Source organism: Oenococcus sicerae (assembly GCF_004102045.2).
Classification (GTDB): domain Bacteria; phylum Bacillota; class Bacilli; order Lactobacillales; family Lactobacillaceae; genus Oenococcus; species Oenococcus sicerae.
Genome location: NZ_CP029684.2, coordinates 1,211,362 through 1,233,751 on the forward strand (window position 1 = coordinate 1,211,362; position 22,390 = coordinate 1,233,751).

Consider the following 22,390-nt stretch of genomic DNA (forward strand, 5'->3'; position numbering starts at 1 on the left):
GGGTGGCCATCAATTACTAGATATTAATTTCACAGCCAATGCTGATCGCTTTTGAGATAAGCGATCAGCTTGGTAATCAATGTCTTAACATCGCTATCTTGCTCATGCTGAGGCGTTAGCAAGTACAAAGGACGGTGAAAATTACTATTTAATTCTTGAAAAGGAATTTTTTTGGTCAGTGTTTTTTTTGAAACGATTGATTGCCCAATGCCGTTTTCTAACATGGCAACGATAATCGTGTTACTGCTGATACGAATAATCTGCTCCGGCACGATGCCCTTTTGTTTTAAATATTGTTGAGTGTAGTGGTGGACACCAGAGCCGTTTTCACGAATCAGCCAAATAGGACTTTTCAGATCACCGGCCAGGACCAGCTGATCACTGGCAATTTGGTAACGTTTTACAGCATCATTGACACTGGGCTTTTCGATCAATCCAAGATCAATTTGATGCTGACTGGCCATTTCTAAAATATCATCAGAATTATGCAGACTGATCTCAATTTGCAAGCGATCAATATCCTGTGTCAAATAAGCTAGGATCTGCGGCAGCAGGGTCGTCGCTGTCGTGTGTGACGCAGCAATTTTTAACCTGCTTTTTGCTAGATGGTGATCAGCGATTTTATTGCTGGCATGCTGCCAGTCTTCAATTATTTTGATCGCATCCGGATAAAAACGTTTGGCATTTTCAGTTGGGCGGACTTCCGTACGACCATTTCGTTGAAAAAGAGTCGTATCTAATTCTTTTTCTAATTGACTAATATGAACACTAATGGTCGGCTGCGATAAAAATAATTGTTCAGCAGCTTTGGAAAAGTTGCGTGTTTCATAGACAGCAATGAAAGTCTCAAGTAATTTGAACATGTTTTCCTTTATTATATTATTTAATAATAAATATTATAAACATTTATTTTACAAATGATAGTACTCGTGGTTAACTTATTTTATCGGAGTTCAATTATGAAAATAAAAACAAGCATGGTCAAGGGTATTGCCTTGACCTTAGTACTATCATTTGTCGCCAAAATATTGGCTAATTATATCCCGAATTTGGGAGCAGAGGCGATTGCGATGCTGCTGGGTATATTGATCGGCAACACGCTTTTCACGGATAAGAAATGGGCGCCAGGTGTTAAATGGGCAGAAAAATATCCGATTGAGATCGGTATTGCTTTAATGGGCTTAACGGTCACCTTGCGAACAATTTCATCATTAAAAATACAGGGAGCTGCTTTTATTGTCTGCCAGATGACAGCTACGATTTTATTCGTTCTTTGGATCGGCAGCCGTTTACTGAAAGTTTCCAGTGAATCATCCATGCTGATGGCTAGCGGCAATGCCGTTTGCGGGTCAAGTGCGATCGCAGCTGTGGCACCAGTGATCGGTGCGAGTGATGATCAGCGGCGTACAGCGGTGGCGACCGTGTCTTTGAGTGGGGTGATCCTGTTGTTTCTACTGCCGGTGATCGGGCCAACGGTATTTCACAATAATAATTTATTGATCGGCGGTTTGATCGGCGGCACTGTGCAATCGGTCGGCCAAGTCGTCGGGACGGCCGCTTTGGTTAACCCAACCGTTGTGACTTACGCGACTTTGTTTAAAATGCTGAGAGTCATTATGCTGTCAGTTGTCGTATTGATCTTTTCTCGTTTTGCTAATCGATCTAAAACACAAAGCGAGCAGATCGCAAGTAAAAAGTTTTCAATTCCTTGGTTTGTGGCTGTTTTCATTGTATTTGTTATCGTGAATTCCTTTATTAGTTTGCCGACTCTTGTCAATCAATCAGCCAAATCTGTTGCTAGCTTTTTCGGCGTTGTGAATTTGGCTGGTATTGGACTGAACTTAAAATGGCAGACGATCAAAAATTCTGGTCAGAAGTTTATGCTTTATGGTTTGCTGACTGTGATTTTCCAAGTACTATTTGCCATCTTTATGATCAAAATTCTGTTTGCCTGAGGGCACAAAACAACTTTTCTGCTAAGTCGTTTTGATTTTGCGTTATGACTGATTTTTTTCATCAGAAGTCAGTGCTTGACCATAAAAAGCCAGTTTGCGATTGATCACGATCATCCGTTTTTGAATGGCTGCCATTTCACTGACAGCCTTTTTTTGTAATTTAAGAATCATCTGATATCTTTCCGCTTGCGTCGACGGTCCTGACTGTACAAGATCGGTATAGTGCCTTAATTCCTTGACAGTCATACCTGCTTGACGAAAACAATCAATCGTATGAATCCAGACTAAATCGTCTTCGGCGAATTGCCGCTGATTATTAACATCACGACTCGTATTTGGAAATAAGCCTTGATCATCATAATAACGGATCGTATAAGCCGTTAAATGAAGCCGTTTTGAAACATCTTTAACAGATAACATGATTTTCTCCTTGCCTTCGTGTTACTCGAAGGTAATATACTCTAGTTGTCAGAAAAAGAAAAGAGGCAGCAAAATGGCAGAAAAAGTATGGTTTGTGACAGGCACTAGTTCAGGATTTGGTCACGCCTTGGTCGAAGAATTGATCGCAAAAAAGCAGCGTGTGGTCGCGACAGCTAGACACGTTGATCAGATAAATAAATGGCAGCAAGATAACGAAAACGTCTATACAAGCAGTCTAGATGTTACTGATCACGATAACGTTGTGCGGACAGTGAAAGAGGCGATCGATCATTTTGGCAGAATCGATGTGCTCGTTAATAATGCCGGCTGGGGGTATTTTGGTTCAGTCGAGGAATCAGAGGAATCGGTTGTGCGTGCCATGATGGATACAAATTTTTGGGGTGCTGCTGATGTGATACGGACGGTACTGCCTGTTTTTCGTAAACAAGCATCGGGTCACATTATTAACATCAGCTCTGTCGGTGGTATTACGGGCTCGCCAGCCTTTGGTTTTTACAATGCTAGCAAGTTCGCTTTAGAAGGCTTATCATCAGCCTTGGCTAAAGAAGTTGCGCCTTTAGGCATCCATGTAACTAACGTTGAGCCGGGTCCGTTTAGAACTGATTGGGCCGGTCGTTCACATAAATCAGCTGCGGAAACGATCGATGATTATCAGCAGACTGCTCATACTGCGTCGAATAAAATTGAAGCTTTGTCGGGCAGCCAAGCCGGTTCTCCAGAACTAGCAGCCAAAGCAATTATTAAATTATCAACATTATCTCAACCGCCTTTTCATTTTTTAACGGGTGTCAATGCTTATCAGCGCGCTACTCAAGCTTACGAGGAGGCTTTGACTGAATTCAAAAAATATCAAGAAGATAGCAGCCATATTGATTATGGTGATGAAGATTATTGGGCTTAAAAAAACACCTGCGAGGGTGTTTTTTGTTCTAAATGTTTTTGACACTTTCTCTTTCTTGGATGCTGACAGCGGTGAAACGCTGAGCAGCTGTCGACAATTTTCGATTTAATAAACAATCAATTCCTTGGCTGCCCATTTCGTAAAAAGATTGCGTCATGCTAGTCAGCTGCGGCCGAAACATTGTACAAAAATCTGTCCCATCAATACTAATGATAGATAGATCATTTGGGATCGATAAACCAAAATCAAGTGCTTGGTTCGCTACACCCATGGCAGCCAAATCGCTGTTAGCGATCACAGCGGTCACTTGCGTGTTTTTCATATAGGCCTGTATGGCTCGACGCCCGGACTGATAGCTATAATTGCCATCTTGGACCCAATCCGGGACAAGCTGCAGCTGATGCTCCTGCATTGCTTTTTGATAGCCGGCCAAACGGCGGTAGCCAGTATAAGATATGTGGAAATCCGCAGCTGCCAACCCGATCTTACGGTGCCCTTTAGAAATCAAAAAATTCGTTGCCTGATAAGCGATCTGAAAATCGTCTGAAGCAATAAAAGGGATTGTTTTATCCTGAAATGAGAGTGCTAGAAAAACAAAAGGAATCGTAGATTTTGTTAGAAATTTTAGATTCGCTGGTGATAGATTGATCGCCAGAAGCAAAATTCCCATAACGGATCTTTCAGCGACTGTTTGCAGTGCTTTTCTTTGCAACTCAGTATTATTTTCACCGGCGTACAGAATAATCACAGCCAGATGATGTTTGGCAGCCTTTTTTTGAATGCCATCAATGATCTGATTGGAAAAATTCGTCGGCGTTGCAGAAACGATCACAGCGACAACGTTGCTTTTTTTTGTAACTAACTCAATAGCAGCAGTATTTTTTTGGTAAGCCAATTCTTTAGCGGCTTTTCTCACTCTGGCGATCGTCTCTTCAGTATGCGATTCAGTGCGGTCAGATAATATCCGAGACACGGTCGCGATTGAAACATGCGCTAATTTTGCAATATCTTTGATTGTCGCTGCCACTGAATTTACCCGCCTTGTCTTGTGAAAAGAAAACAACCCGTACACCTCATTATAAAGTCATTTTGTTGAAAAAAAGATTAATTTGTTGATTCATCAGTATTGTAAACGTTTCCAGAAAAAATGATATACTAGTTAAATGTAAGGGTTTGCAGCACGAATGTTGCATCTTAAACGACGATGAATGGAGGAATTAATGATGGATGCAAAATGGTGGCAAAAAGCAGTCGTTTATCAGGTCTATCCACAAAGTTATCAGGATAGTAATGGTGATGGTATTGGTGATCTGGCAGGTCTGACTCAACGACTGCCTTATATTAAAAAGCTTGGTGCCGACGTTATTTGGCTTAATCCGATCTACGAATCTCCTAACAAAGATAATGGTTACGATATCGCAAATTATCGCAAAATTCAGACGGCTTATGGCACAATGGCTGATTTCGATCATTTGCTGCAGCGAGCTCATGAATTAGGTCTGAAAATTTTAATGGATTTAGTTGTTAATCATACTTCAGATCAAAATGACTGGTTTCAAGAAAGCAAAAAAGCCAAAGATAATAAATATCGCGATTACTATATTTGGCGTGATGCTAAAGACGGCAAGGAACCGAATAATTGGGGTTCTTTTTTCAGCGGTCCGGCTTGGACATTTGATCCGACGACTCAGCAATACTATCTGCATTTATTTGCGCCGGGGCAGCCCGATCTGAACTGGGAGAATCCCGTAGTCCGTAATGCCGTTTGGGATATTATGCGTTTTTGGCTGAACAAGGGTGTTGATGGTTTTCGCATGGATGTCATTAATTTGATTTCCAAACCTGAGGGACTACCGGATGGTCAAAAATCAAAGGGCGCTGTTTATGGAGATGCTTCGTCAATTGTCGCTGATGGTGCGCGTTTAAACGAATTTCTACAAGAAATGAATAAGCAGGTCATTTCTAAATACGATATGATGACTGTCGGTGAAATGCCGAGTTCAACACCGCAGGATGCGATCAAATATACGGGACTGCAGGCCAAAGAACTGAATATGGTTTTTCAGTTTGAACATGTTGGTCTAGCCGGAAATCCTGATCCGCGTTTGGGTAAATGGCATGATCAGCCAGTTAAACTAGTTGATCTGAAACACGCTTTATCTCGCTGGCAAACAGCTTTGGATGGCAAAGGTTGGAATAGTTTGTATTGGAATAATCATGACCAGCCGCGTGCTGTTTCACGTTTTGCAAATGATCAGCCGCAATATCGTGTCAAAGCGGCTAAAATGCTGGGGACGACACTGCATATGATGCAAGGAACACCTTATATTTTTGAAGGTGAAGAGTTGGGAGAAACCAACGTTCATTACACAAAACTCTCTCAATATGAAGATCTGGAATCTTTGAATGCTTATGAGGAATTTGTAAATAAGGAAAAAATTGTCGATTCGCAAACGATGCTGAATTATTTGTCGCATATGTCGCGTGACAATGCCCGTACGCCGATGCAATGGGATGATTCAGCTCACGCTGGTTTTACGAAAGGCCAGCCTTGGTTTGCTGTTAATCCGAATTATACGGAAATTAATGTTAAAAATGCATTGGCTGATCCGGATTCAGTTTTCTATTATTACCAGAAATTAATTGCTTTGCGTCACAGCCATGAACTGATCGTGCTGGGCAATTACGAGGAATTGGATGCCGATGATGCCGAGGTATTTGCTTATAAGCGTCATTATCAAGGGCAGATGCTGCTGGTCATGAGTAATTTTACAGATCACGATGTGAAGCGCGACTATGGTCAAGATCAGGCCAAACAGCTTTTGATCGGTAACTATGCCGATGATCAGGGCACAACATTGCGGCCATACGAAAGCAAAGTTTACTTCTTTTGAGTAATTGGTTGGATCTGATTTCGGCGTTTTTAAAACTGAACAGCGCTTGACATTTTTTTTAATTCATGTAGCATAGTTAGCAATATATTAATTACATTGAGAAGATAAGTAGTTTGAAATTAGGTTTTCAGAAAGCTAGCGTTGATGGAAGCTGGCAACTGAAATCAGATGAAAATGGTCTTTGAGTAATGGGGATGCGAGCGGTTTACCGTAAACATTTGCCGGGTACGCCCGTTATCGCGTCAGACTATATCGAAAAGGTCATTTCCTAAACGATGCAGCCGTTGAGTGCAATGAGGCAACTTATTGCAAAAAGCGAGTGGTAACACGAATTTATCGTCCCGCAATCAGTTCATTCTGATTGTGGGATTTTTTATTAGGAGAAGAAATGACATTATTAAAAAACAAAATTGGATTTCAGCATGTTGGTTCGTTTTTAAGGCCGCAAGCAATCAAAGATGCCAAAAAGCAATTCGCTGCCGGTGAGATTACAAAAGCCGATCTGCGCGCGATTGAAGATACTGAGATTGAAAAATTGATCAAGAAACAAGCTGCAGCCGGCTTGGATTATGTGACTGATGGTGAACTACGCCGCAGCTATTGGCATTTGGACTTTTTCTGGGGATTTGGTGGTGTGAAACACATCCATTTTGGCGAAGGCTACCGTTTTTCTCACGAAGAAACGCGTGATGATTCAGCGATTTTAAATGGCAGACTATCATTCGATGCAAAACAGCATCCATTCATTCGTGATTTTGAATTTACAAAGTCAGTTGCCGATAAGTATGGTGTTGCTGCTAAAGCGACGATTCCAGCGCCTGCACAGTTTTATGCGGAATTAGTTCGTGGTGTGAATGCCAAAAACATTCGTGATTTTTATGCAACTGATGACGAATTATTCGCTGATATCATCAAGGTTTACCATGAAGCGATTCTAGCGCTCTATGATGCTGGCGCACGAGTTATTCAACTAGATGACTGTACTTGGGGCATGCTGGTCGATAAAAAGTTTTGGCGGACGATGGTCGGCGCAGGTTTTGATCCTGAGTTATTGAAAAATACTTATTTGAAATTAAATAATGGCGCCATTGCTGATTTACCGGCAGATCTAACGATCAATACACATGTCTGCCGTGGCAACTATCATTCGGATTGGGCAGCACAAGGCGGCTACGATGCCGTTGCCGACAAATTATTTGGTCAGGAAAACGTGGCGACTTATTTCTTGGAATATGATTCTGATCGAGCTGGTGGATTTGAACCTTTAGCCAAAGTCTCGGGCGATAAAAACGTAGTTCTGGGTCTCGTGACAAGCAAATCTCCTGTCCTAGAAGATCGGCAATTAATTATTGACCGTATTCACCAAGCAGCAAAATATCTGCCTTTGGATCGTTTATGGCTCTCGACGCAATGCGGTTTTGCTTCGACAGAAGAAGGCAATAAGCTGACAGAAGCTGATGAATGGCGAAAATTAGCCTTGGTCAAATCGATTATTGACGAGGTTTGGGGCTGACATTGGCACATATTGATACGATTTTGGCACAAGGCGGCAATGGCAGCGATGATGAGAAAACAGGTGCTGTTTCAACACCAATTTATTTATCGACAGCTTTTCGGCATCCAGGATTAGGTGAGTCAACGGGTTTTGATTATTCGCGCTTAGCATCCCCAACTCGCCAAATTTTAGAAAAACAACTAGCTGCGATCGAATATGCTGATGCAGCTTTTGCTGTTTCATCAGGAATGGCTGCGATTGATCTCTTATTTTCAACATTTTTGAATGCCGGTGATCATTTTGTCACCTCAGACGACTTATATGGCGGTTCCTTTCGGTATTTTGATGATTTGACAAAAAAAAGTGCTGTGACTTACAGTTTGTGGGACGGCACAGATTATACAGATCTGAAACAAAAACTGGATGCCAAAACGCGCTTGGTCTGGATCGAAACACCCAGCAACCCGACGATGAAAATTATCGATATTAAAAAAGTTGCTGAAACTGTACATGCTGCTGATCCTAAAATTCTCGTTGCAGTTGACAATACCTTTTTAAGTCCGATCCTACAAAATCCGATCAAGCTGGGCGCTGATATTGTGGTTCATTCCGCAACTAAGTATTTAGGCGGACACAACGATATTTTGGCTGGTGCTGTTATCAGTGCCAAAGCTGACTTATCCGAGGCTCTAGGCAGTAATTTGGTCACACGCGGGCAGACCTTGGATCCATTTTCCAGCTGGCTGCTGCTGCGTTCATTGAAAACATTGTCCGTGAGGATGGCACGGCACAATCAATCTGCTCAATATATTGCTGGAGTTCTGCCGAAAATTGCTGGTGTCGATAAGGTTCTTTATCCAGGACTAGGCGGCATGATCAGTTTTTATTTAGCCAAAGACCATGATGTGAACGCATTTTTGCAAGGACTGAAACTATTTTCTTTCGCTGAGAGTCTTGGTGGGGCGGAAAGTCTGATCACGATTCCCAGCGTTCAGACGCATCACGATATGAGTGAAGCACGTCGGCTAGCCTTGGGAATTACGGATAACTTAGTTCGTGTCAGCGTTGGCTTAGAGGATCAAGATGATCTTTTAAATGATTTAAAACAAGCGATAAAGGGAGCTCAATGACAGAATCAGATTGGACAAAATTAATTAGATCAACCACAAAAATAGATCCTTTGAGCGGTGCGATCAACACACCGATTCAATTTTCTAGTACTTTTGATCAGCAGGATTTTGATCATTTTGGTGAATTCGATTACGCACGTTCTGGCAACCCAACACGGCAAGTCGGCGAAGATGCGATCGCATCCTTGGAACACGGTCAGCACGGTTTTCTTTTTTCAACCGGTATGGCTGCGATCAGTTCGGTTTTGCTGACTTTTAGCCAAGGCGACCATTTGCTGGTCAGCAAAGAAGTTTATGGCGGCACTTATCGTTTGTTAAATGAAATTTTACCGCGTTATGGCATTAACCACAGTTATGTTGATTTTGCTAATTTATCAGCCATTGAAACGGCCATGCAACAGACGACGAAAGCTGTTTACATTGAAACACCCAGCAATCCAACACTGGCCATTTCTGATATCGCAGCGATCAGCAGGCTTGCTCATAAACATAATCTGATCGTGATTGCCGATAACACATTTATGTCGCCTTTTCTGCAGAATCCCTTAGACCTTGGTGCTGATATCGTTGTTCATTCGGCGACGAAGTTTTTGGCCGGACACTCCGATCTAACAGCAGGTGCTGTGGTGACTAAGGATGAGAAATTAGCTGACAAAATCTATTTCATTCAAAATGCGATGGGCGCTACCTTGGGCATTACGGATACATGGCTGCTGCTGCGGTCGATCAAAACATTAGGTGTTCGCGTACAAAGAGAAGCAGCTAGCGCACAAAAAATTGCCGAGTGGTTTGAGCATGAAGGATGGCGAGTTTGCTATCCCGGCTTAAAAAGTCATCTAGGCTATGAAATTCATCGATCGCAGGCAAAATCTGGTGGTGCTGTCTTGTCTGTTGACCTTGGTTCGGAACAAACGGCGCGGCAGTTCGTTGAAAAGATGACAATTCCTGTTTTTTCTGTCAGCTTAGGCGGCGTGGAAACGATCGTCAGCTATCCGCCAAAAATGAGTCATGCTGAATTGTCAGCTGAGGATCTTGCTGCTGACGGCATCACACCAGGTCTTTTGCGTATTTCTGTTGGTTTAGAAGATGCTGACGATTTGATTGCAGATTTTAGTCAAGCTTTGGAGGATTAAATGACGGTTGGCGTTAGGAGTGGTTTTTTACAAACTGATTTTTTGGCCGCAAAAGGGCAGGAAATTTTAATCTTAAATTTAATGCCGAATCGTCGTCAAACAGAAGCGGATTTTTTGGATCTATTCGCTTCGACTCGCAAAGATGTGAATTTGACCTTTATTATTCCGGCTAGCCATGATCTTAAACATGATGGATCGGCAACGCGGCAAGCTTACAAAACTTTTAACGATGTTCAAGAGGATTATTTTGATGTTTTACTCGTAACGGGTGCACCGCTGGAGTTCTTGCCTTTTTCTCAGATCGACTATTTTGATGAGTTTTTAAAAATTCTCGACTGGCGCAAGCAGCATGTTTTGTTTTCAACTTTTGAATGCTGGTCGGCCATGGCAATTGCCAAAATCGAGTATGGTTTGGCTTATAGTATCCGCAGTAAAAAAGTTTCCGGTGTCTACGAGCTTCCGGTTTTATCTGTGTTTCATAATTTGAAAACGATCAAGATTCCAGAGTCGCGCTATTTTCAAATCGATGGTATTGCTGACGATTGGCAAATCATTACTAATGACCATCTTGGCTCTCTGATTGCTTTGGACCAAGCGAATCGTACTTTATTGATTGCCGGACATCCGGAATACGCTGAACAAACACTTGCTAATGAATATGCACGTGATTTAAAAAAAGGTCTTGATATTGATGAACCTGATCATTATTTCGATAAAAATAAAATTGCGCATAAGAGTTGGGCTGATTCCGCCGCTTTGCTTTTTTCCAGCTGGTTGGATCTAGCGGCCGCATCGAAGGCTAAAAAAAACTGAATTTTGTTGATCAAATCAGTTGAAGACGTCTTTTTAAAAACATTTGTATTATGCAAATACTGTTAAACTTGCCTATTTAGCTGAAAAATCGTAAAATTGAACAGTATTTTTATTTAAAGGAGTATAAAATGTCAGGTCATAGTAAATGGCATAACATCCAGGGACGAAAAAATGCTCAGGATGCTAAGCGTGGAAAAATTTTCCAAAAAATAAGTCACGATTTGTATGTTGCAGCCAAAGCCGGTGGTGCCGATCCGACCGCTAATGCCAGCCTGCGTTTGGTTATGGAAAAAGCCAAATCGGCTAATATGCCAAAGGATAACGTACAACGTGCTTTGGATAAGGCGACGGGTGCTGGCGACATCAAGTTCGAAGAAGCCACTTATGAGGGTTATGCTCCTGGCGGTGTAGCTGTTTTGGTCGAGACTTCAACAGATAATATCAATCGGACGGTTTCAACAGTTCGAAATTCTTTTAGCCATCATGGTGGTGCCTTAGGAACTTCTGGTTCAGTGAGTTTTCAGTTTGATCGCCGCGGTCATTTTGTGATCGATCGTGAAGAGCATCCAGAAGTAACTGAGGACCAAGTGATGGAAGACGCGATCAATGCAGGTGCCGAGGATGTACAAACGTCTGATGAAGCATTTGAGATCTATACTCAGCCAGCTGATTTTGTACAGGTTGAGGCTGAACTGACCGGCAAAGGATATGATTTCGCTGAGTCGGAAATTGCGATGATTCCGCAGAATCCTGTTGACGTTCCGACAGCAGACCAAGAAAAGTTTGAAAAGCTTATTGATGAACTCGAAGACAATGACGATGTTCTAGCTGTTTATACAACAGCTGATTAAAAAGTACCTGTGTAGACAGGTACTTTTTTATTAGCTTGGACTGTGTTATCTTTTAACAATTTGCTAGAATTAGACTCATGAAATCAGATATTGAAATTGCTCATAGTGTCAAGGCATTGCCCATTACTGACATTGCTAAACAAATTGGCTTGTCCGACTCGCAATTAATTCCTTATGGACATGATAAGGCGAAAATTGATGCTGCTAGTCTTAAAAATATGCCCCGCCAAGGTAAATTGATTCTGGTCACTTCGATCAATCCGACACCGGCAGGCGAAGGGAAAACAACTGTCACGATTGGCTTAGTTGATGCGATCAATCGCTTGGGCAAATCAGCTATTGGTGCTTTGCGCGAACCTTCAATGGGCCCGGTTTTCGGTTTAAAAGGCGGTGCAACTGGCGGCGGCTATGCGCAAGTTATTCCAATGGAGGATATTAATTTACACTTTACAGGCGATATTCATGCTGTTTCAGCGGCTCATAATTTATTAGCAGCTGTTATCGATAATCATTTGCACCAGGGGAATGACTTAAAAATCGACCCGGATAATATATACTGGCGTCGTGTTTTGGATATGAACGACCGATCTTTGCGTCAGATCACGTTAGGCAAGGGAAAAGTGAATGGACCAGAACGCAACTCTGGTTTTGATATCACGGCCAGCTCTGAAATTATGGCCGTCTTGACCTTGTCTAAAGATTTATTTGATTTAAAAAAACGTTTGAATCGAATTGTCGTTGCTTTAAATGATCAAGGAAAACCTGTCACAGTCGAAGACTTAAAAGTTGCCGGTGCACTGACAGCCGTTTTAAAAGACGCCATCAATCCGAATTTAGTACAGTCGTTGGAACATTCGCCTTTTATTATTCATGGCGGTCCATTTGCCAATATCGCACAAGGGACGAATTCAGTGATCGCGACTGATGCAGCCTTAAAATTAGCTGATTATGCTGTGACGGAAGCTGGTTTCGGTTCGGATCTTGGCGGCGAAAAGTTCATGGATGTCAAAATACCAGTTTTGGGCAAAGAACCGGATGCCGTTGTTGTGGTTGCGACGATCAAAGCTTTGAAATTCCATGCGGGTGTCGCTCTAGAAGACTTGCATAAAAAAGATATTCCAGCTGTGAAAATCGGTTTGCAGAATTTGGATCGGCATTTAACAGCGATGAGCCGTTACGGTAAACCGGTGGTTGTGGCTTTGAATAAGTTTTTTGATGATGATATCGAAGAGATCGAGACGGTCAAGGATTTTGTCGAAAATAATAAAAAACTTTCTTTTGAAATCGCCACCAGTTTCGTTGATGGTTTTGAAGGATCTCTTGATTTGGCTAAATTAGTCTTGGCCGCAACTGAAAATCATCGAACTTTTATGCCGCTGTATCAAGCAGATGACCCGATCGAAGAAAAAATCCAAACGATCATTGAAAAAATATATGGCGGCAAGGATTTTGAATTATCGGATCGGGCTGTGACGGACTTAGCTGAGATCAAAGAAAACGGCTGGGACCAGTTACCCGTTGTGATCGCTAAAACACCGAATAGTTTGACTGATGACAGCAAGATTCATGGTGCACCAAGTGATTTTACGATTCACATTCGCCGTTTTATTCCTAAAATTGGTGCGGGCTTTATTGTGGCGATGGCAGGCAAGGTCTTAATGATGCCTGGACTAGGCAAGGTACCGGCAGCTGAAAAGATCGATGTGGACGAAAAGGGTCAGATTACAGGCTTAAGTTGATTTGAAAAATCGCGTTATTCGGAAATTAGTTGCATAGTACAATTAATTATTGGCAAAATAAAAAACGATCACTGGGATCGTTTTTTTTAATAGTCACTTTTGTTTTGGTGCGGCAACCACTTGACGACCTTTGTAAAGACCGTTTGGGGAAACATGGTGTGCCACTGTGTACTCGCCAGTCGTCTTATCTAAAATGATATTAGGAACATCCAATGAGATGTGTCCGCGACGGTTGCGCTTGTGTGACTTTGAATTTTTATTTGATATAACAGCCATGAAGTGCTCCTTTATTCAATAACTCTATAAGTTTCCCAAAAATGGCCAAGAAAGTCAAGCCTAACAAGAAAACAAATCCTTTTTCCGGTGAATAACTATTATGATACACTTGTCTTAATCATCCGTAATAGAGGTGCAAAAGACATGATTAGTTTATCAGTGGTTCCTGCTAGAATTTGATAAATGAAAGGGGATTTTGCCGAAATCAAAAGTATAAGCAGATGCTTGTTGGTTGATCGATGTTTTAACAGATCATCGATTGTCACAGAGATGTGGAGTGCTATGACGGACAAACGAGTTGGTGAAAACCTTCGTTTGTTTTGTTTAGCAAACGAAGGTTTTTATTATGCAATCAGAAAATAATCAACTTTATATTGGCGGTGTCTCAGCAGACGAATTAGCTCGTCGGTATCAGACGCCCCTGTATGTTTACGATGTCAGCCGGATTCGTGCCACAATTAGCGAGATGAAAGCCGCTTTTGCTGCTGAAAAAGTCCATTATGAAATCAGTTATGCCAGTAAGGCTTTTTCTGTCGTAGCGATCTATGATTTGTTAAAAGATGAAAAAATTCACTGCGATGCGGTTTCAGGCGGCGAGATCGCAACGATCGAGAAGGCGGGTTTTCCGATGAAAAACGTTTCCTTTAATGGTAATAACAAATCGCTTGATGAGTTAAAAATGGCTGTGGATTACGGCGTGGGTACGATCATTATCGATAATTTTCATGAACTCGATTTACTGACTGGCCTTTTGGAAAAACGCCAGCAGACGCAAAATGTTTTAATGCGTCTCAGCCCAGGAATTTCAGCACATACCCATGAATTTATCTCGACCGGACAGCAAGATAGCAAATTTGGTTTTGATCTTTTATCTGGCCAAGCCAAGACTGCTTTTGATCAAATCCAAGCTTCGAAATATTTAAATCTTCGTGGTCTGCACGCTCATATCGGTTCACAGATTTTTGAAACAGACGGCTATTCTCATCTGGTCGACTTACTCTGCAAGACAGCTCACGATTGGCATTTTCAGCCGGAAATTATTGATGTTGGCGGCGGATTTGGGATCAGATATAACGAAGAAGATGATCCGATTCCAAATGCGACATTTATTCATTTGATTTGTCAATCAGCACGAACGGCTAGTCGCCAATATGGTTTATCGTTGCCGGAAATTTGGATAGAACCAGGACGGTCGATCGTTGGTCCAGCTGGTTATTCGTTATACACGATCGGCGGCCGCAAAGACATTCCGGGCATTCGTTCTTATTTATCTGTTGATGGCGGCATGGGCGATAACATTCGCCCGGCGCTATATGGTGCTAAATACGAAGCTGTTTTAGCTAATCAGCTGAATGCGGCTGTCAAACAAGTGGTACGGATTGCCGGCAAATATTGTGAATCGGGCGATGTACTTGTTTGGCAACAGGAACTGCCTAAGACAAAAGCGGGAGATCTATTAGCGATTTTAGCAACGGGTGCTTATGGTTATTCGATGGCATCGAATTATAATCGAAATCCGCGTCCAGCGGTTGTTTTCGCTGAAAATGGCCATGCTCAATTAGTTGTTAAACGTGAAAGTTTTGCTGATATTACACGACTAGATATGGATTATGAGGTGGAAAATGACTGACTTGGATGCACAAAAAATAATTGATTTTATTGCGAATGCAAAGAAGAAAACAGCGGTCAAAGTGACCTACCGCGGCCTTTTAAAGAATCCTATCCCGGCATCGGTCCAGCAATTTTCTAATGAAACTTTTGGTCTGCTTTTCGGTGATTGGGCGGATATCAAGCCGCTGCTGACAGATTTGGACGAAAAGGATTACGTGATTGAAAATACTTCCCGAAATTCAGCTGTGCCTTTGTTGGACTTGAAAAATATCAACGCTCGCATTGAACCTGGTGCTTTTATTCGCGAACAGGTCAAAATTGCTGATAACGCGGTTATTATGATGGGCGCTGTGATCAATATTGGCGCTGAAATAGGGGATGGCACGATGATTGACATGGGTGCTGTACTAGGTGGTCGGGCAATCGTTGGCAAACATTCGCATATTGGTGCTGGTGCTGTTTTGGCTGGCGTTGTTGAACCAGCCTCAGCGCAGCCGGTTCGTGTTGGCGATAATGTCTTGATCGGTGCCAATGCCGTTGTGATCGAAGGTGTTTCAATTGGCGACGGTGCCGTTGTTGGTGCTGGCGCAGTTGTGATCAAAGATGTTGCTGCGCGAACAGTCGTTGCTGGTGTACCGGCTAAAGTGATCAAACAGATCGATGCCAAGACTGAACAAAAAACAGCTTTGATCGATGCTTTGAGGGACCTCTGATGCTGACTGATACTGCTTTGATTCAAATTCGTCGTCATTTGCATGCCCACCCGGAAATTGGTCTAAAAGAAGTTGCCACGCATGACTTTTTGCTGAAACAGATCGCTAAATTACCGCAAGAAAATTTATCGATCGAAACGATCAGCGAAGTACCAACGGCCATCTTGGTGCGTGTTGCCGGCTTTGCGGCAACTAAAACGCTGGCTTGGCGCACAGATATGGATGCTTTACCGATCATGGAGAAAACCGGCCTTGCTTTTGCAAGCCAAAATGATCATGTGATGCATGCCTGCGGTCACGATTTTCATATGACGATCGCGCTAGGTCTGTTATCGTATTTTGCCGAAAACCAGCCTAAAGACAATTTATTAGTCTTTTTTCAGCCGGCTGAGGAAAACGAATTCGGCGGCAAACGTTTCTTCGACGCCAATGGTTTTCATGACCAATTCAAGCCTGATGAATTTTATGCCCTGCACGTGAATCCTTTATTACCAGCTGGACAGATCGCCACGAGAAAAGGCACCTTATTTGCTGGTTCTAATGAATTACGCGTGAGTTTTATCGGTCGATCAGGCCATGCTGCTTACCCGCAAAAAGCCAATGATTCAATTGTGGCTGCGGCCAATTTCGTCACTAGCGTGCAAACGGTCGTTTCGCGAAATATCGATCCAATTGAAGGCGGTGTTGTGACGATCGGCAAATTCAATTCTGGGCAGGCGATGAATATTATTTCTGGGCAAGCCGATATTGAAGGCACGATACGCAGTTTCACACAAGCTGGTATGGAAGTGATGACCAAACATATTCGCATGATCGCCCAAGGAGTTGCGGCAGCTTTCGATCAGGAATTGAAACTTAATTTTCGCCAAGGCGGCTATATGCCGGTCGTCAACGATAAGGAAGCAACGGATTTTTTTATTGACTACATGGAACATGCAGCACAGGTTGACTTTCAAATCGTTGAACCAGCTATGATCGCTGAGGACTTTGGTTTTCTGTCAAATCACTTTAAGGGAACGATGTTTTGGTTGGGTGTTAACGACCCGACTCACACACTGCATTCGAATCAGTTGAATCCGGATGAATCAGCGATTATGAAGGGTATTAATGCGATAACAGGATTTTTAACAGCAAGGATGCAAAAATGACAAACGTTTTAGCGAATACAAATTTATTGACAGCGATCATCACGCCTTTTGACCAAAATGATGAGATTGATTTTAATATCTATGAAAAATTGATCAATTCGCAAATTGCAGATGGTGTTAAGGGCTTTGTGGTTTCCGGCACAACCGGTGAGGCACCGACTTTAACACATGATGAGAAGATCGCCTTGTTCCGTAAAACCGTCGATTTTGTAGCTGGTCGGGCGAAAATTATTGCTGGCGTCGGTTCGAATAATACGAAAGAAACGGTTATGTTTGCCCAAGAAGTTGGTCGAATTGCCGGAATTGATGCGCTCTTAGTTGTGACGCCTTACTATAATAAACCGGACCAGGCTGGTATGATCGCGCACTTTACAGAAGTTGCTGATCACAGTCCTTTGCCGATCGTCATTTATAACATCCCTGGTCGAACCATTTCTGGCTTGACTGTTGATTCCTTGCTGAAATTAGCTGAACATCAAAATATTATTGCAGTCAAACAATGCAATTCTGACTATGATATGTCGGAACTGATCGAACATGCAGCGAAAGATTTTCTCGTTTTCACCGGTGAAGATGGCCAAGCCTTTTTGAATTATGCCTTAGGTGGTGCTGGTACGATTTCAGTCGTTTCCCATTTTTATGCTAAACAATTTATCGACATGTTTACCGCGATCGACCAAGACAATGTGGCCAAGGCCGCTAAAGATTTTCGTTTTCTTAATCCCAGAGTGAAAGCCTTATTCAGTCATCCGTCACCAGCACCGATCAAAGCCGTTTATCGACAAATGGGTATCGATACAGGCCTGCCGCGTTTGCCGATCCTAGCTTTAGATCAGCAGCAAACAGCTGAAATTATGGAGGTGCTAAGACAATGATCTCGATTTTTTTGGCTGGCGCTTCTGGCAAAATGGGTCTAGAAATTCAAAAACTGATTGCCGAACATCGTGATTGGTCTTTGGATGCGGTCTTGCTGCATGAAAAGCCCACTACTCAAGCGTATGATCCGCAGGTTAAAGTTTTCCATGATTTGGACCAGATCCAAGGCAATTATGATATATGGATCGATGTAACGCGACCGGATGTCGTTTTAAAAAACACCATTTGGGCGATCGAACATAAAATCACGCCAATTATTGCGACGAGTGGTTTAACAGCTGATGCGATCAAGCAGCTGCAGTCGTTAGCAGAGCACTATCATGTTAATGGTATTATTGCACCGAATTTTAGTATTTCAGCCGTCTTGATGATGTCTTTTTCTGCAATTGCAGCTAAATTTATGCCGGATGTTTCAATTGAAGAAATTCACCACCCTGATAAATTGGATGCTCCTAGTGGCACAGCCAGAATCACTGCAGGTTTGTTAGCTGCGGCTGGCGCTCAGACGAGTCATTTCCCAAAAAATGATGGCGGCGATAAGAATATCGTTGATCAGTTATTGATCACGTCTAAGCGACAGCAGGGCTATGTAGCTTACCAATCGGTTGATTTTCGAAATGATAACGAAACTTTGACGATCGCACAGAATAGTTTGAATCGAAAATCCTTCATGCCTGGTGTGGCCTTGGCGATTAAAAAAGCTCGCCAGCAGCGAGGATTAATTGTAGGATTAGATAAAGTAATGGGGTTGGAGTAAAAATGGTCAAAGAATTTAATGTTGCAGTTTTAGGTGCTACTGGTGCTGTTGGTACAAGAATGCGTGAACAATTGGAACAGTCAACGATTCCTGTGAAGTCGCTGAAATTACTGGCATCAAGCCGTTCAGCCGGGCAGACACGTATTTTTAAGGGCAAAGAATATACGATCGAAGAAGCTAGACCCGAATCTTTTGATGGCGTTGATCTAGTTTTATCGTCAGCTGGCGGTTCTGTTTCCAAGCGTTTATTGCCTGAAGCTGTTAAACGTGGTGCGGTAGCTGTTGATAATACTTCGTATTTTCGCATGGATAAACACGTGCCTTTAGTTGTGCCCGAGGTAAATCCTGAGGCTTTGCAAAATCATCAGGGTATTATCTCCAATCCGAACTGTTCAACGATCCAGATGGTCGTTGCGTTGAAACCTATTTTTGATTTATTCGGTTTAAAGCAGGCAATCGTTTCAACTTATCAAGCTGCTTCTGGTGCTGGTCAATCAGCTTGGAATGAATTAGATAGCGAAGCTGCCCAGCATGTGAATGGCCAAGAGATGACAGCCAAGATCCTACCGGTTAAAGCTGCTGCTAAACATTATCCACTGGCCTTTAATTTGCTGCCGCAGATCGATGTTTTTGAAGATGATGCTTATACGCATGAAGAATGGAAAATGATCCATGAGACGAAAAAAATCTTCCTCAATGATATGAATGCCAGCCAGCTCAAAGTAACGGCAACGACTGTACGTGTGCCGGTTCCGGTTGGTCATGGCGAGACGGTCTATTTTCAGGTTGATCAAGCCGATAAAGCTTCTGCGAAAGCCATTCAGACTGCCATTGCCGCTGGTGATGGTCTGGTCTTGCAAGATGATCCAGCTCAGCAGATTTATCCGCAGCCGATCAATGCAGTTGGCAAGCGCGAAACTTTCGTGGGTCGTATCAGGCCCGACGCAGAAAATAAGGGCAGTTATTGGATGTGGGTCGTTTCTGATAACCTATTGAAAGGTGCGGCTTGGAACGCTGTGCAGATTGCTGAAGAATTAGTCAAACGAGATCTAGTCCACGTCGCAGATCCTGAAAAATCATACGAATTGTTTAAGGAGAACTAATGCCAAAATTAAAGGAAAGCTTGATTAATAGCGTTCGACCGGATATTAGAAATATTTCGGTTAATCGAATTCGTCAGTTCGATACAGAATTTCGTCAGATTGACGGTCTGTTGCGGTTGACTTTGGGCGAGCCTGATTTCAATGCACCTGAGTTGGTCAAAAAGGCAATGATCGCTTCCATTGAAAATAACGATTCTCATTATTCAACAGCTCGTGGTTCGATCGATTTTAGACAAGCGGTCGTTCATTTTTTAAAAAGGAATTACGACCTCGATTATGATCCTGAAAGCGAAATTTTAACAACTGTTGGTTCGACGGAAGCTATTTTTGCGACGCTATCGACCATCTTAAAAGCGGGGGATGAACTTTTGGCGCCATCGCCAGCTTACCCGCTGTATGAGCAGCTGGCTCACGTTAATCACGCCAAAATGATTTATATTCCGACAAATGATACGGATTTTGTTCTGACAGCAAAAAGACTGCAGGAATCGATCGAAGCGCATCCAAATGCTCGTGCGATCGTTTTGACTTATCCAAATAATCCGACGGGTGTAGAATATTCCGGCGAGCAGTTAAAAGCATTGGCTGATGTTTTGGCCAAGACGGATCTGCTTGTGATTTCTGATGAGATTTATTCGACTTTGAATTATATTGGCAAACACGTGTCAATTGCTTCGTTTTTGCCAGAGCAGACAGTTGTTTTAAACGGCGTTTCAAAATCACACGCCATGACGGGCGACCGGATCGGTTTTGTTGCGGCACCCAAGGAACTGATCTCGCAAATTGTGAAGATCCATCAATTTGCGATTACAGCTGTTTCTAATCCGGCTATGGTCGGCGCGACGGTTGCTTTTAATGATGGCGATGCTGTGACAGAACAGATGCGGGCTGAATATCAAAAACGCCGTGATTTTCTAATCCCAGAATTTAAAAAACTTGGTTTTGGCGTTGCTGCACCAGATGGTGCTTTTTACTTGTTTTTGAAGATTCCTGAAGGTCAAAATCAAGATGATTCAGCTTTTGCGATCGAGTTAGCACACAAGGCTTTGGTTGGTTTAATTCCAGGATCCTGTTTTGGACCTGGCGGCGAAGGTTATCTGCGTTTAAGTTACGCGGCTTCTGATGCAAAATTGCGAGAAGCGCTTAAACGTTTAAAAAACTACCTGCTTTAAACGTAACGCCGAGAACTCGGTGTTTTTTATTAATTCATAGCAACTATTAAAAGGAATTTTCTTGTCAGTTTTCTTGACTTATTAAACTTTATTTAATCTGGAAAATGCTAAACTGAAAAAGATTTTAAGGAGTGATCATGGCAAAGAATTTTTTGGATCCTGAACTATCAAAAGCCGTTTTAGGCGAAGAAGGGCGGCAAAGTCACAATATTGAACTTGTCGCTTCTGAAAATTTTGTTTCTAAAGCTGTTCGTCAAGCTCAAGGCAGCGTTTTGACGAATAAATATTCCGAAGGCTATCCTGGAAAACGTTATTATGGCGGCAATGAGTATATTGATATTGCTGAAAATTTGGCTATCGAGCGGGCAAAGGAACTATTCGGTATTAGTTATGCCAACGTTCAACCACATTCTGGTTCCAGCGCTAATTTTGAGGCCTATATGGCTTTCCTGCATCCTGGTGATAAGATTCTCGGCATGAATTTGGATTCTGGCGGTCATTTGACTCACGGTGCCAGCGTGAGTTTTTCCGGCAAGATGTACGAATCTGATAATTACAAGGTCGATGCAGAGACTGAACTGCTTGATTATGATGCTATTTTAAAACAAGCCAAGGAATTTCAGCCAAAACTGATCATCGCTGGTGCTTCGGCCTATTCCCGCACGATTGATTTTCAAGCCTTTCGTGATATTGCTGACGAAGTGGGTGCCTATTTAATGGTCGATATTGCTCACATTGCTGGTTTGATTGCGGCTGGTCTGCATCCGACGCCGGTTGGTCTAGCTGATGTGATCACCACAACGACGCATAAGACGCTGCGCGGTCCTCGCGGCGGCATGATCTTGGCTGACGAAAAATACGCTAAACGCATCAATTCGGCTGTGTTCCCAGGATCTCAAGGTGGTCCCTTGGATCATGTTGTCGCTGCTAAAGCTGCTGCTTTCTATGAAGACTTGCAGCCTGAATTTAAAACTTATTCTGCTCAAATTATTAAAAATGCCAAGACAATGGCTGATGCTTTTGCCAAGGAACCTGAGATTCGGGTAGTGTCTGGCGGCACTGATAACCATATGTTTACATTGGACCTGACGAAAACCGATTTAAACGGCAGACAGGCACAAGATTTATTGGATTCAGTTTCAATTACATTGAATCGAGAAGCACTGCCTAATGAAAAACGTTCGCCATTTGTCACTTCTGGTGTTCGTATCGGCACACCAGCTATGACGACGAAGGGTTTGAAAGAAGCTGAAATGCTGCAGATCGAACAATTGATCATGCGCGCGATCCGCCACCATGATGATCAGACAGAATTAGCAAAAGTCAAACAAGATGTTTATGATCTGATGGATCGCTTTTCTTTCGATTCAGATCCCTTTTAG

21 protein-coding genes and 1 riboswitch are annotated in these 22,390 nt (G+C 42.6%); of the genes, 17 read left to right on the top strand and 4 right to left on the bottom strand.

Features of this window, described 5'->3' with window-relative positions; genetic code table 11:
• Positions 1-29 precede the first annotated feature (29 nt).
• Complete coding sequence (locus DLJ48_RS06225; protein WP_174813057.1) at positions 30-863, bottom strand: LysR family transcriptional regulator; 834 nt, start codon at positions 861-863, stop codon at positions 30-32.
• Between the two features lie 96 nt (positions 864-959).
• On the opposite strand from DLJ48_RS06225, the gene DLJ48_RS06230 reads away from it, so the two are divergent.
• The gene (locus DLJ48_RS06230) at positions 960-1,955 is read left to right on the top strand and encodes a YeiH family protein (RefSeq protein ID WP_128686626.1); all 996 of its coding nucleotides are present in this window, start codon (positions 960-962) and stop codon (positions 1,953-1,955) included.
• Between the two features lie 42 nt (positions 1,956-1,997).
• Here the strand turns inward: DLJ48_RS06230 and DLJ48_RS06235 are convergent, their stop codons facing one another.
• A complete protein-coding gene (locus DLJ48_RS06235; RefSeq protein WP_128686627.1) occupies positions 1,998-2,375 on the bottom strand; it encodes a MerR family transcriptional regulator in 378 nt (125 codons plus the stop codon).
• A 73-nt stretch (positions 2,376-2,448) separates the two neighbouring features.
• Here DLJ48_RS06235 and DLJ48_RS06240 point away from each other — a divergent pair, with 73 nt between their 5' ends.
• Positions 2,449-3,297 (top strand): oxidoreductase, encoded by an 849-nt coding sequence (locus tag DLJ48_RS06240; protein ID WP_128686628.1) that lies wholly within the window; start codon positions 2,449-2,451, stop codon positions 3,295-3,297.
• A gap of 28 nt (positions 3,298-3,325) precedes the next feature.
• Here the strand turns inward: DLJ48_RS06240 and DLJ48_RS06245 are convergent, their stop codons facing one another.
• Positions 3,326-4,324: a LacI family DNA-binding transcriptional regulator gene (locus DLJ48_RS06245; protein ID WP_128686629.1), complete on the bottom strand. Its 999-nt coding sequence runs from the start codon at positions 4,322-4,324 to the stop codon at positions 3,326-3,328.
• Positions 4,325-4,520: 196 nt separating this feature from the next.
• Between DLJ48_RS06245 and DLJ48_RS06250 the strand changes: the two genes are divergently transcribed.
• The 7 genes from DLJ48_RS06250 (at position 4,521) to DLJ48_RS06280 (ending at position 13,352) form a co-directional block, all read left to right on the top strand.
• Entirely contained in the window at positions 4,521-6,191 is a 1,671-nt protein-coding gene (locus DLJ48_RS06250; RefSeq protein ID WP_128687103.1) for a glycoside hydrolase family 13 protein, read from the top strand.
• Positions 6,192-6,579: 388 nt separating this feature from the next.
• Positions 6,580-7,704, top strand: coding sequence for a 5-methyltetrahydropteroyltriglutamate--homocysteine S-methyltransferase (locus DLJ48_RS06255; RefSeq protein ID WP_128686630.1), 1,125 nt, complete (start codon positions 6,580-6,582; stop codon positions 7,702-7,704).
• A gap of 2 nt (positions 7,705-7,706) precedes the next feature.
• Positions 7,707-8,816, top strand: a complete 1,110-nt coding sequence (locus DLJ48_RS06260; protein ID WP_128686631.1) for a trans-sulfuration enzyme family protein — start codon at positions 7,707-7,709, stop codon at positions 8,814-8,816.
• The gene (locus DLJ48_RS06265) at positions 8,813-9,949 is read left to right on the top strand and encodes a trans-sulfuration enzyme family protein (protein WP_128686632.1); all 1,137 of its coding nucleotides are present in this window, start codon (positions 8,813-8,815) and stop codon (positions 9,947-9,949) included. The genes DLJ48_RS06260 and DLJ48_RS06265 overlap by 4 nt, the downstream gene beginning before the upstream one ends.
• Positions 9,950-10,762, top strand: coding sequence for a homoserine O-acetyltransferase/O-succinyltransferase family protein (locus DLJ48_RS06270; RefSeq protein ID WP_128686633.1), 813 nt, complete (start codon positions 9,950-9,952; stop codon positions 10,760-10,762).
• 128 nt (positions 10,763-10,890) lie between these two features.
• On the top strand, positions 10,891-11,613 hold the full coding sequence (locus DLJ48_RS06275) for a YebC/PmpR family DNA-binding transcriptional regulator (RefSeq protein ID WP_128686634.1): 723 nt from the start codon (positions 10,891-10,893) through the stop codon (positions 11,611-11,613).
• 77 nt (positions 11,614-11,690) lie between these two features.
• Complete coding sequence (locus DLJ48_RS06280; protein WP_128686635.1) at positions 11,691-13,352, top strand: formate--tetrahydrofolate ligase; 1,662 nt, start codon at positions 11,691-11,693, stop codon at positions 13,350-13,352.
• Positions 13,353-13,445: 93 nt separating this feature from the next.
• Here DLJ48_RS06280 and rpmF read toward each other — a convergent pair whose 3' ends face one another.
• On the bottom strand, positions 13,446-13,628 hold the full coding sequence (rpmF, locus tag DLJ48_RS06285) for a 50S ribosomal protein L32 (protein WP_128686636.1): 183 nt from the start codon (positions 13,626-13,628) through the stop codon (positions 13,446-13,448).
• Positions 13,629-13,748: 120 nt separating this feature from the next.
• A riboswitch (Lysine riboswitch) is annotated at positions 13,749-13,919 on the top strand.
• Between the two features lie 55 nt (positions 13,920-13,974).
• On the opposite strand from rpmF, the gene lysA reads away from it, so the two are divergent.
• The 8 genes from lysA to glyA all read left to right on the top strand — a co-directional run bounded on the left by lysA (position 13,975) and on the right by glyA (position 22,390).
• The gene (gene lysA / locus DLJ48_RS06290; RefSeq protein WP_128686637.1) at positions 13,975-15,258 is read left to right on the top strand and encodes a diaminopimelate decarboxylase; all 1,284 of its coding nucleotides are present in this window, start codon (positions 13,975-13,977) and stop codon (positions 15,256-15,258) included.
• Entirely contained in the window at positions 15,251-15,952 is a 702-nt protein-coding gene (dapD, locus tag DLJ48_RS06295) for a 2,3,4,5-tetrahydropyridine-2,6-dicarboxylate N-acetyltransferase (protein WP_128686638.1), read from the top strand. The genes lysA and dapD overlap by 8 nt, the downstream gene beginning before the upstream one ends.
• Entirely contained in the window at positions 15,952-17,100 is a 1,149-nt protein-coding gene (locus DLJ48_RS06300) for an N-acetyldiaminopimelate deacetylase (protein WP_128686639.1), read from the top strand. The genes dapD and DLJ48_RS06300 overlap by 1 nt, the downstream gene beginning before the upstream one ends.
• A complete protein-coding gene (gene dapA, locus DLJ48_RS06305) occupies positions 17,097-17,975 on the top strand; it encodes a 4-hydroxy-tetrahydrodipicolinate synthase (RefSeq protein ID WP_128686640.1) in 879 nt (292 codons plus the stop codon). Before DLJ48_RS06300 ends, dapA begins: the two co-directional genes overlap by 4 nt.
• On the top strand, positions 17,972-18,733 hold the full coding sequence (gene dapB / locus DLJ48_RS06310) for a 4-hydroxy-tetrahydrodipicolinate reductase (protein ID WP_128686641.1): 762 nt from the start codon (positions 17,972-17,974) through the stop codon (positions 18,731-18,733). The genes dapA and dapB overlap by 4 nt, the downstream gene beginning before the upstream one ends.
• 2 nt (positions 18,734-18,735) lie before the next feature.
• Positions 18,736-19,836 carry an aspartate-semialdehyde dehydrogenase gene (locus DLJ48_RS06315; protein ID WP_128686642.1) on the top strand — a complete coding sequence of 367 codons (1,101 nt, stop codon included), beginning with the start codon at positions 18,736-18,738 and terminating at the stop codon, positions 19,834-19,836.
• Complete coding sequence (locus tag DLJ48_RS06320; protein ID WP_128686643.1) at positions 19,836-21,008, top strand: aminotransferase class I/II-fold pyridoxal phosphate-dependent enzyme; 1,173 nt, start codon at positions 19,836-19,838, stop codon at positions 21,006-21,008. The genes DLJ48_RS06315 and DLJ48_RS06320 overlap by 1 nt, the downstream gene beginning before the upstream one ends.
• A gap of 137 nt (positions 21,009-21,145) precedes the next feature.
• Positions 21,146-22,390, top strand: coding sequence for a serine hydroxymethyltransferase (glyA, locus tag DLJ48_RS06325; protein WP_128686644.1), 1,245 nt, complete (start codon positions 21,146-21,148; stop codon positions 22,388-22,390).

What these genes read in the sequence shown, in the direction of transcription:
- dapB (WP_128686641.1), top strand. Translation starts at nt 17,972, where the DNA reads ATGATCTCGATTTTTTTGGCTGGCGCTTCTGGCAAAATGGGTCTAGAA.
- DLJ48_RS06240 (WP_128686628.1), top strand. Translation starts at nt 2,449, where the DNA reads ATGGCAGAAAAAGTATGGTTTGTGACAGGCACTAGTTCAGGATTTGGT.
- DLJ48_RS06320 (WP_128686643.1), top strand. Translation starts at nt 19,836, where the DNA reads ATGCCAAAATTAAAGGAAAGCTTGATTAATAGCGTTCGACCGGATATT.
- dapA (WP_128686640.1), top strand. Translation starts at nt 17,097, where the DNA reads ATGACAAACGTTTTAGCGAATACAAATTTATTGACAGCGATCATCACG.
- DLJ48_RS06270 (WP_128686633.1), top strand. Translation starts at nt 9,950, where the DNA reads ATGACGGTTGGCGTTAGGAGTGGTTTTTTACAAACTGATTTTTTGGCC.
- DLJ48_RS06300 (WP_128686639.1), top strand. Translation starts at nt 15,952, where the DNA reads ATGCTGACTGATACTGCTTTGATTCAAATTCGTCGTCATTTGCATGCC.
- DLJ48_RS06255 (WP_128686630.1), top strand. Translation starts at nt 6,580, where the DNA reads ATGACATTATTAAAAAACAAAATTGGATTTCAGCATGTTGGTTCGTTT.
- DLJ48_RS06225 (WP_174813057.1), bottom strand. Translation starts at nt 863, where the DNA reads ATGTTCAAATTACTTGAGACTTTCATTGCTGTCTATGAAACACGCAAC.
- DLJ48_RS06265 (WP_128686632.1), top strand. Translation starts at nt 8,813, where the DNA reads ATGACAGAATCAGATTGGACAAAATTAATTAGATCAACCACAAAAATA.
- DLJ48_RS06235 (WP_128686627.1), bottom strand. Translation starts at nt 2,375, where the DNA reads ATGTTATCTGTTAAAGATGTTTCAAAACGGCTTCATTTAACGGCTTAT.
- DLJ48_RS06275 (WP_128686634.1), top strand. Translation starts at nt 10,891, where the DNA reads ATGTCAGGTCATAGTAAATGGCATAACATCCAGGGACGAAAAAATGCT.
- DLJ48_RS06250 (WP_128687103.1), top strand. Translation starts at nt 4,521, where the DNA reads ATGGATGCAAAATGGTGGCAAAAAGCAGTCGTTTATCAGGTCTATCCA.
- DLJ48_RS06280 (WP_128686635.1), top strand. Translation starts at nt 11,691, where the DNA reads ATGAAATCAGATATTGAAATTGCTCATAGTGTCAAGGCATTGCCCATT.
- lysA (WP_128686637.1), top strand. Translation starts at nt 13,975, where the DNA reads ATGCAATCAGAAAATAATCAACTTTATATTGGCGGTGTCTCAGCAGAC.
- DLJ48_RS06315 (WP_128686642.1), top strand. Translation starts at nt 18,736, where the DNA reads ATGGTCAAAGAATTTAATGTTGCAGTTTTAGGTGCTACTGGTGCTGTT.
- glyA (WP_128686644.1), top strand. Translation starts at nt 21,146, where the DNA reads ATGGCAAAGAATTTTTTGGATCCTGAACTATCAAAAGCCGTTTTAGGC.
- DLJ48_RS06230 (WP_128686626.1), top strand. Translation starts at nt 960, where the DNA reads ATGAAAATAAAAACAAGCATGGTCAAGGGTATTGCCTTGACCTTAGTA.
- dapD (WP_128686638.1), top strand. Translation starts at nt 15,251, where the DNA reads ATGACTGACTTGGATGCACAAAAAATAATTGATTTTATTGCGAATGCA.
- rpmF (WP_128686636.1), bottom strand. Translation starts at nt 13,628, where the DNA reads ATGGCTGTTATATCAAATAAAAATTCAAAGTCACACAAGCGCAACCGT.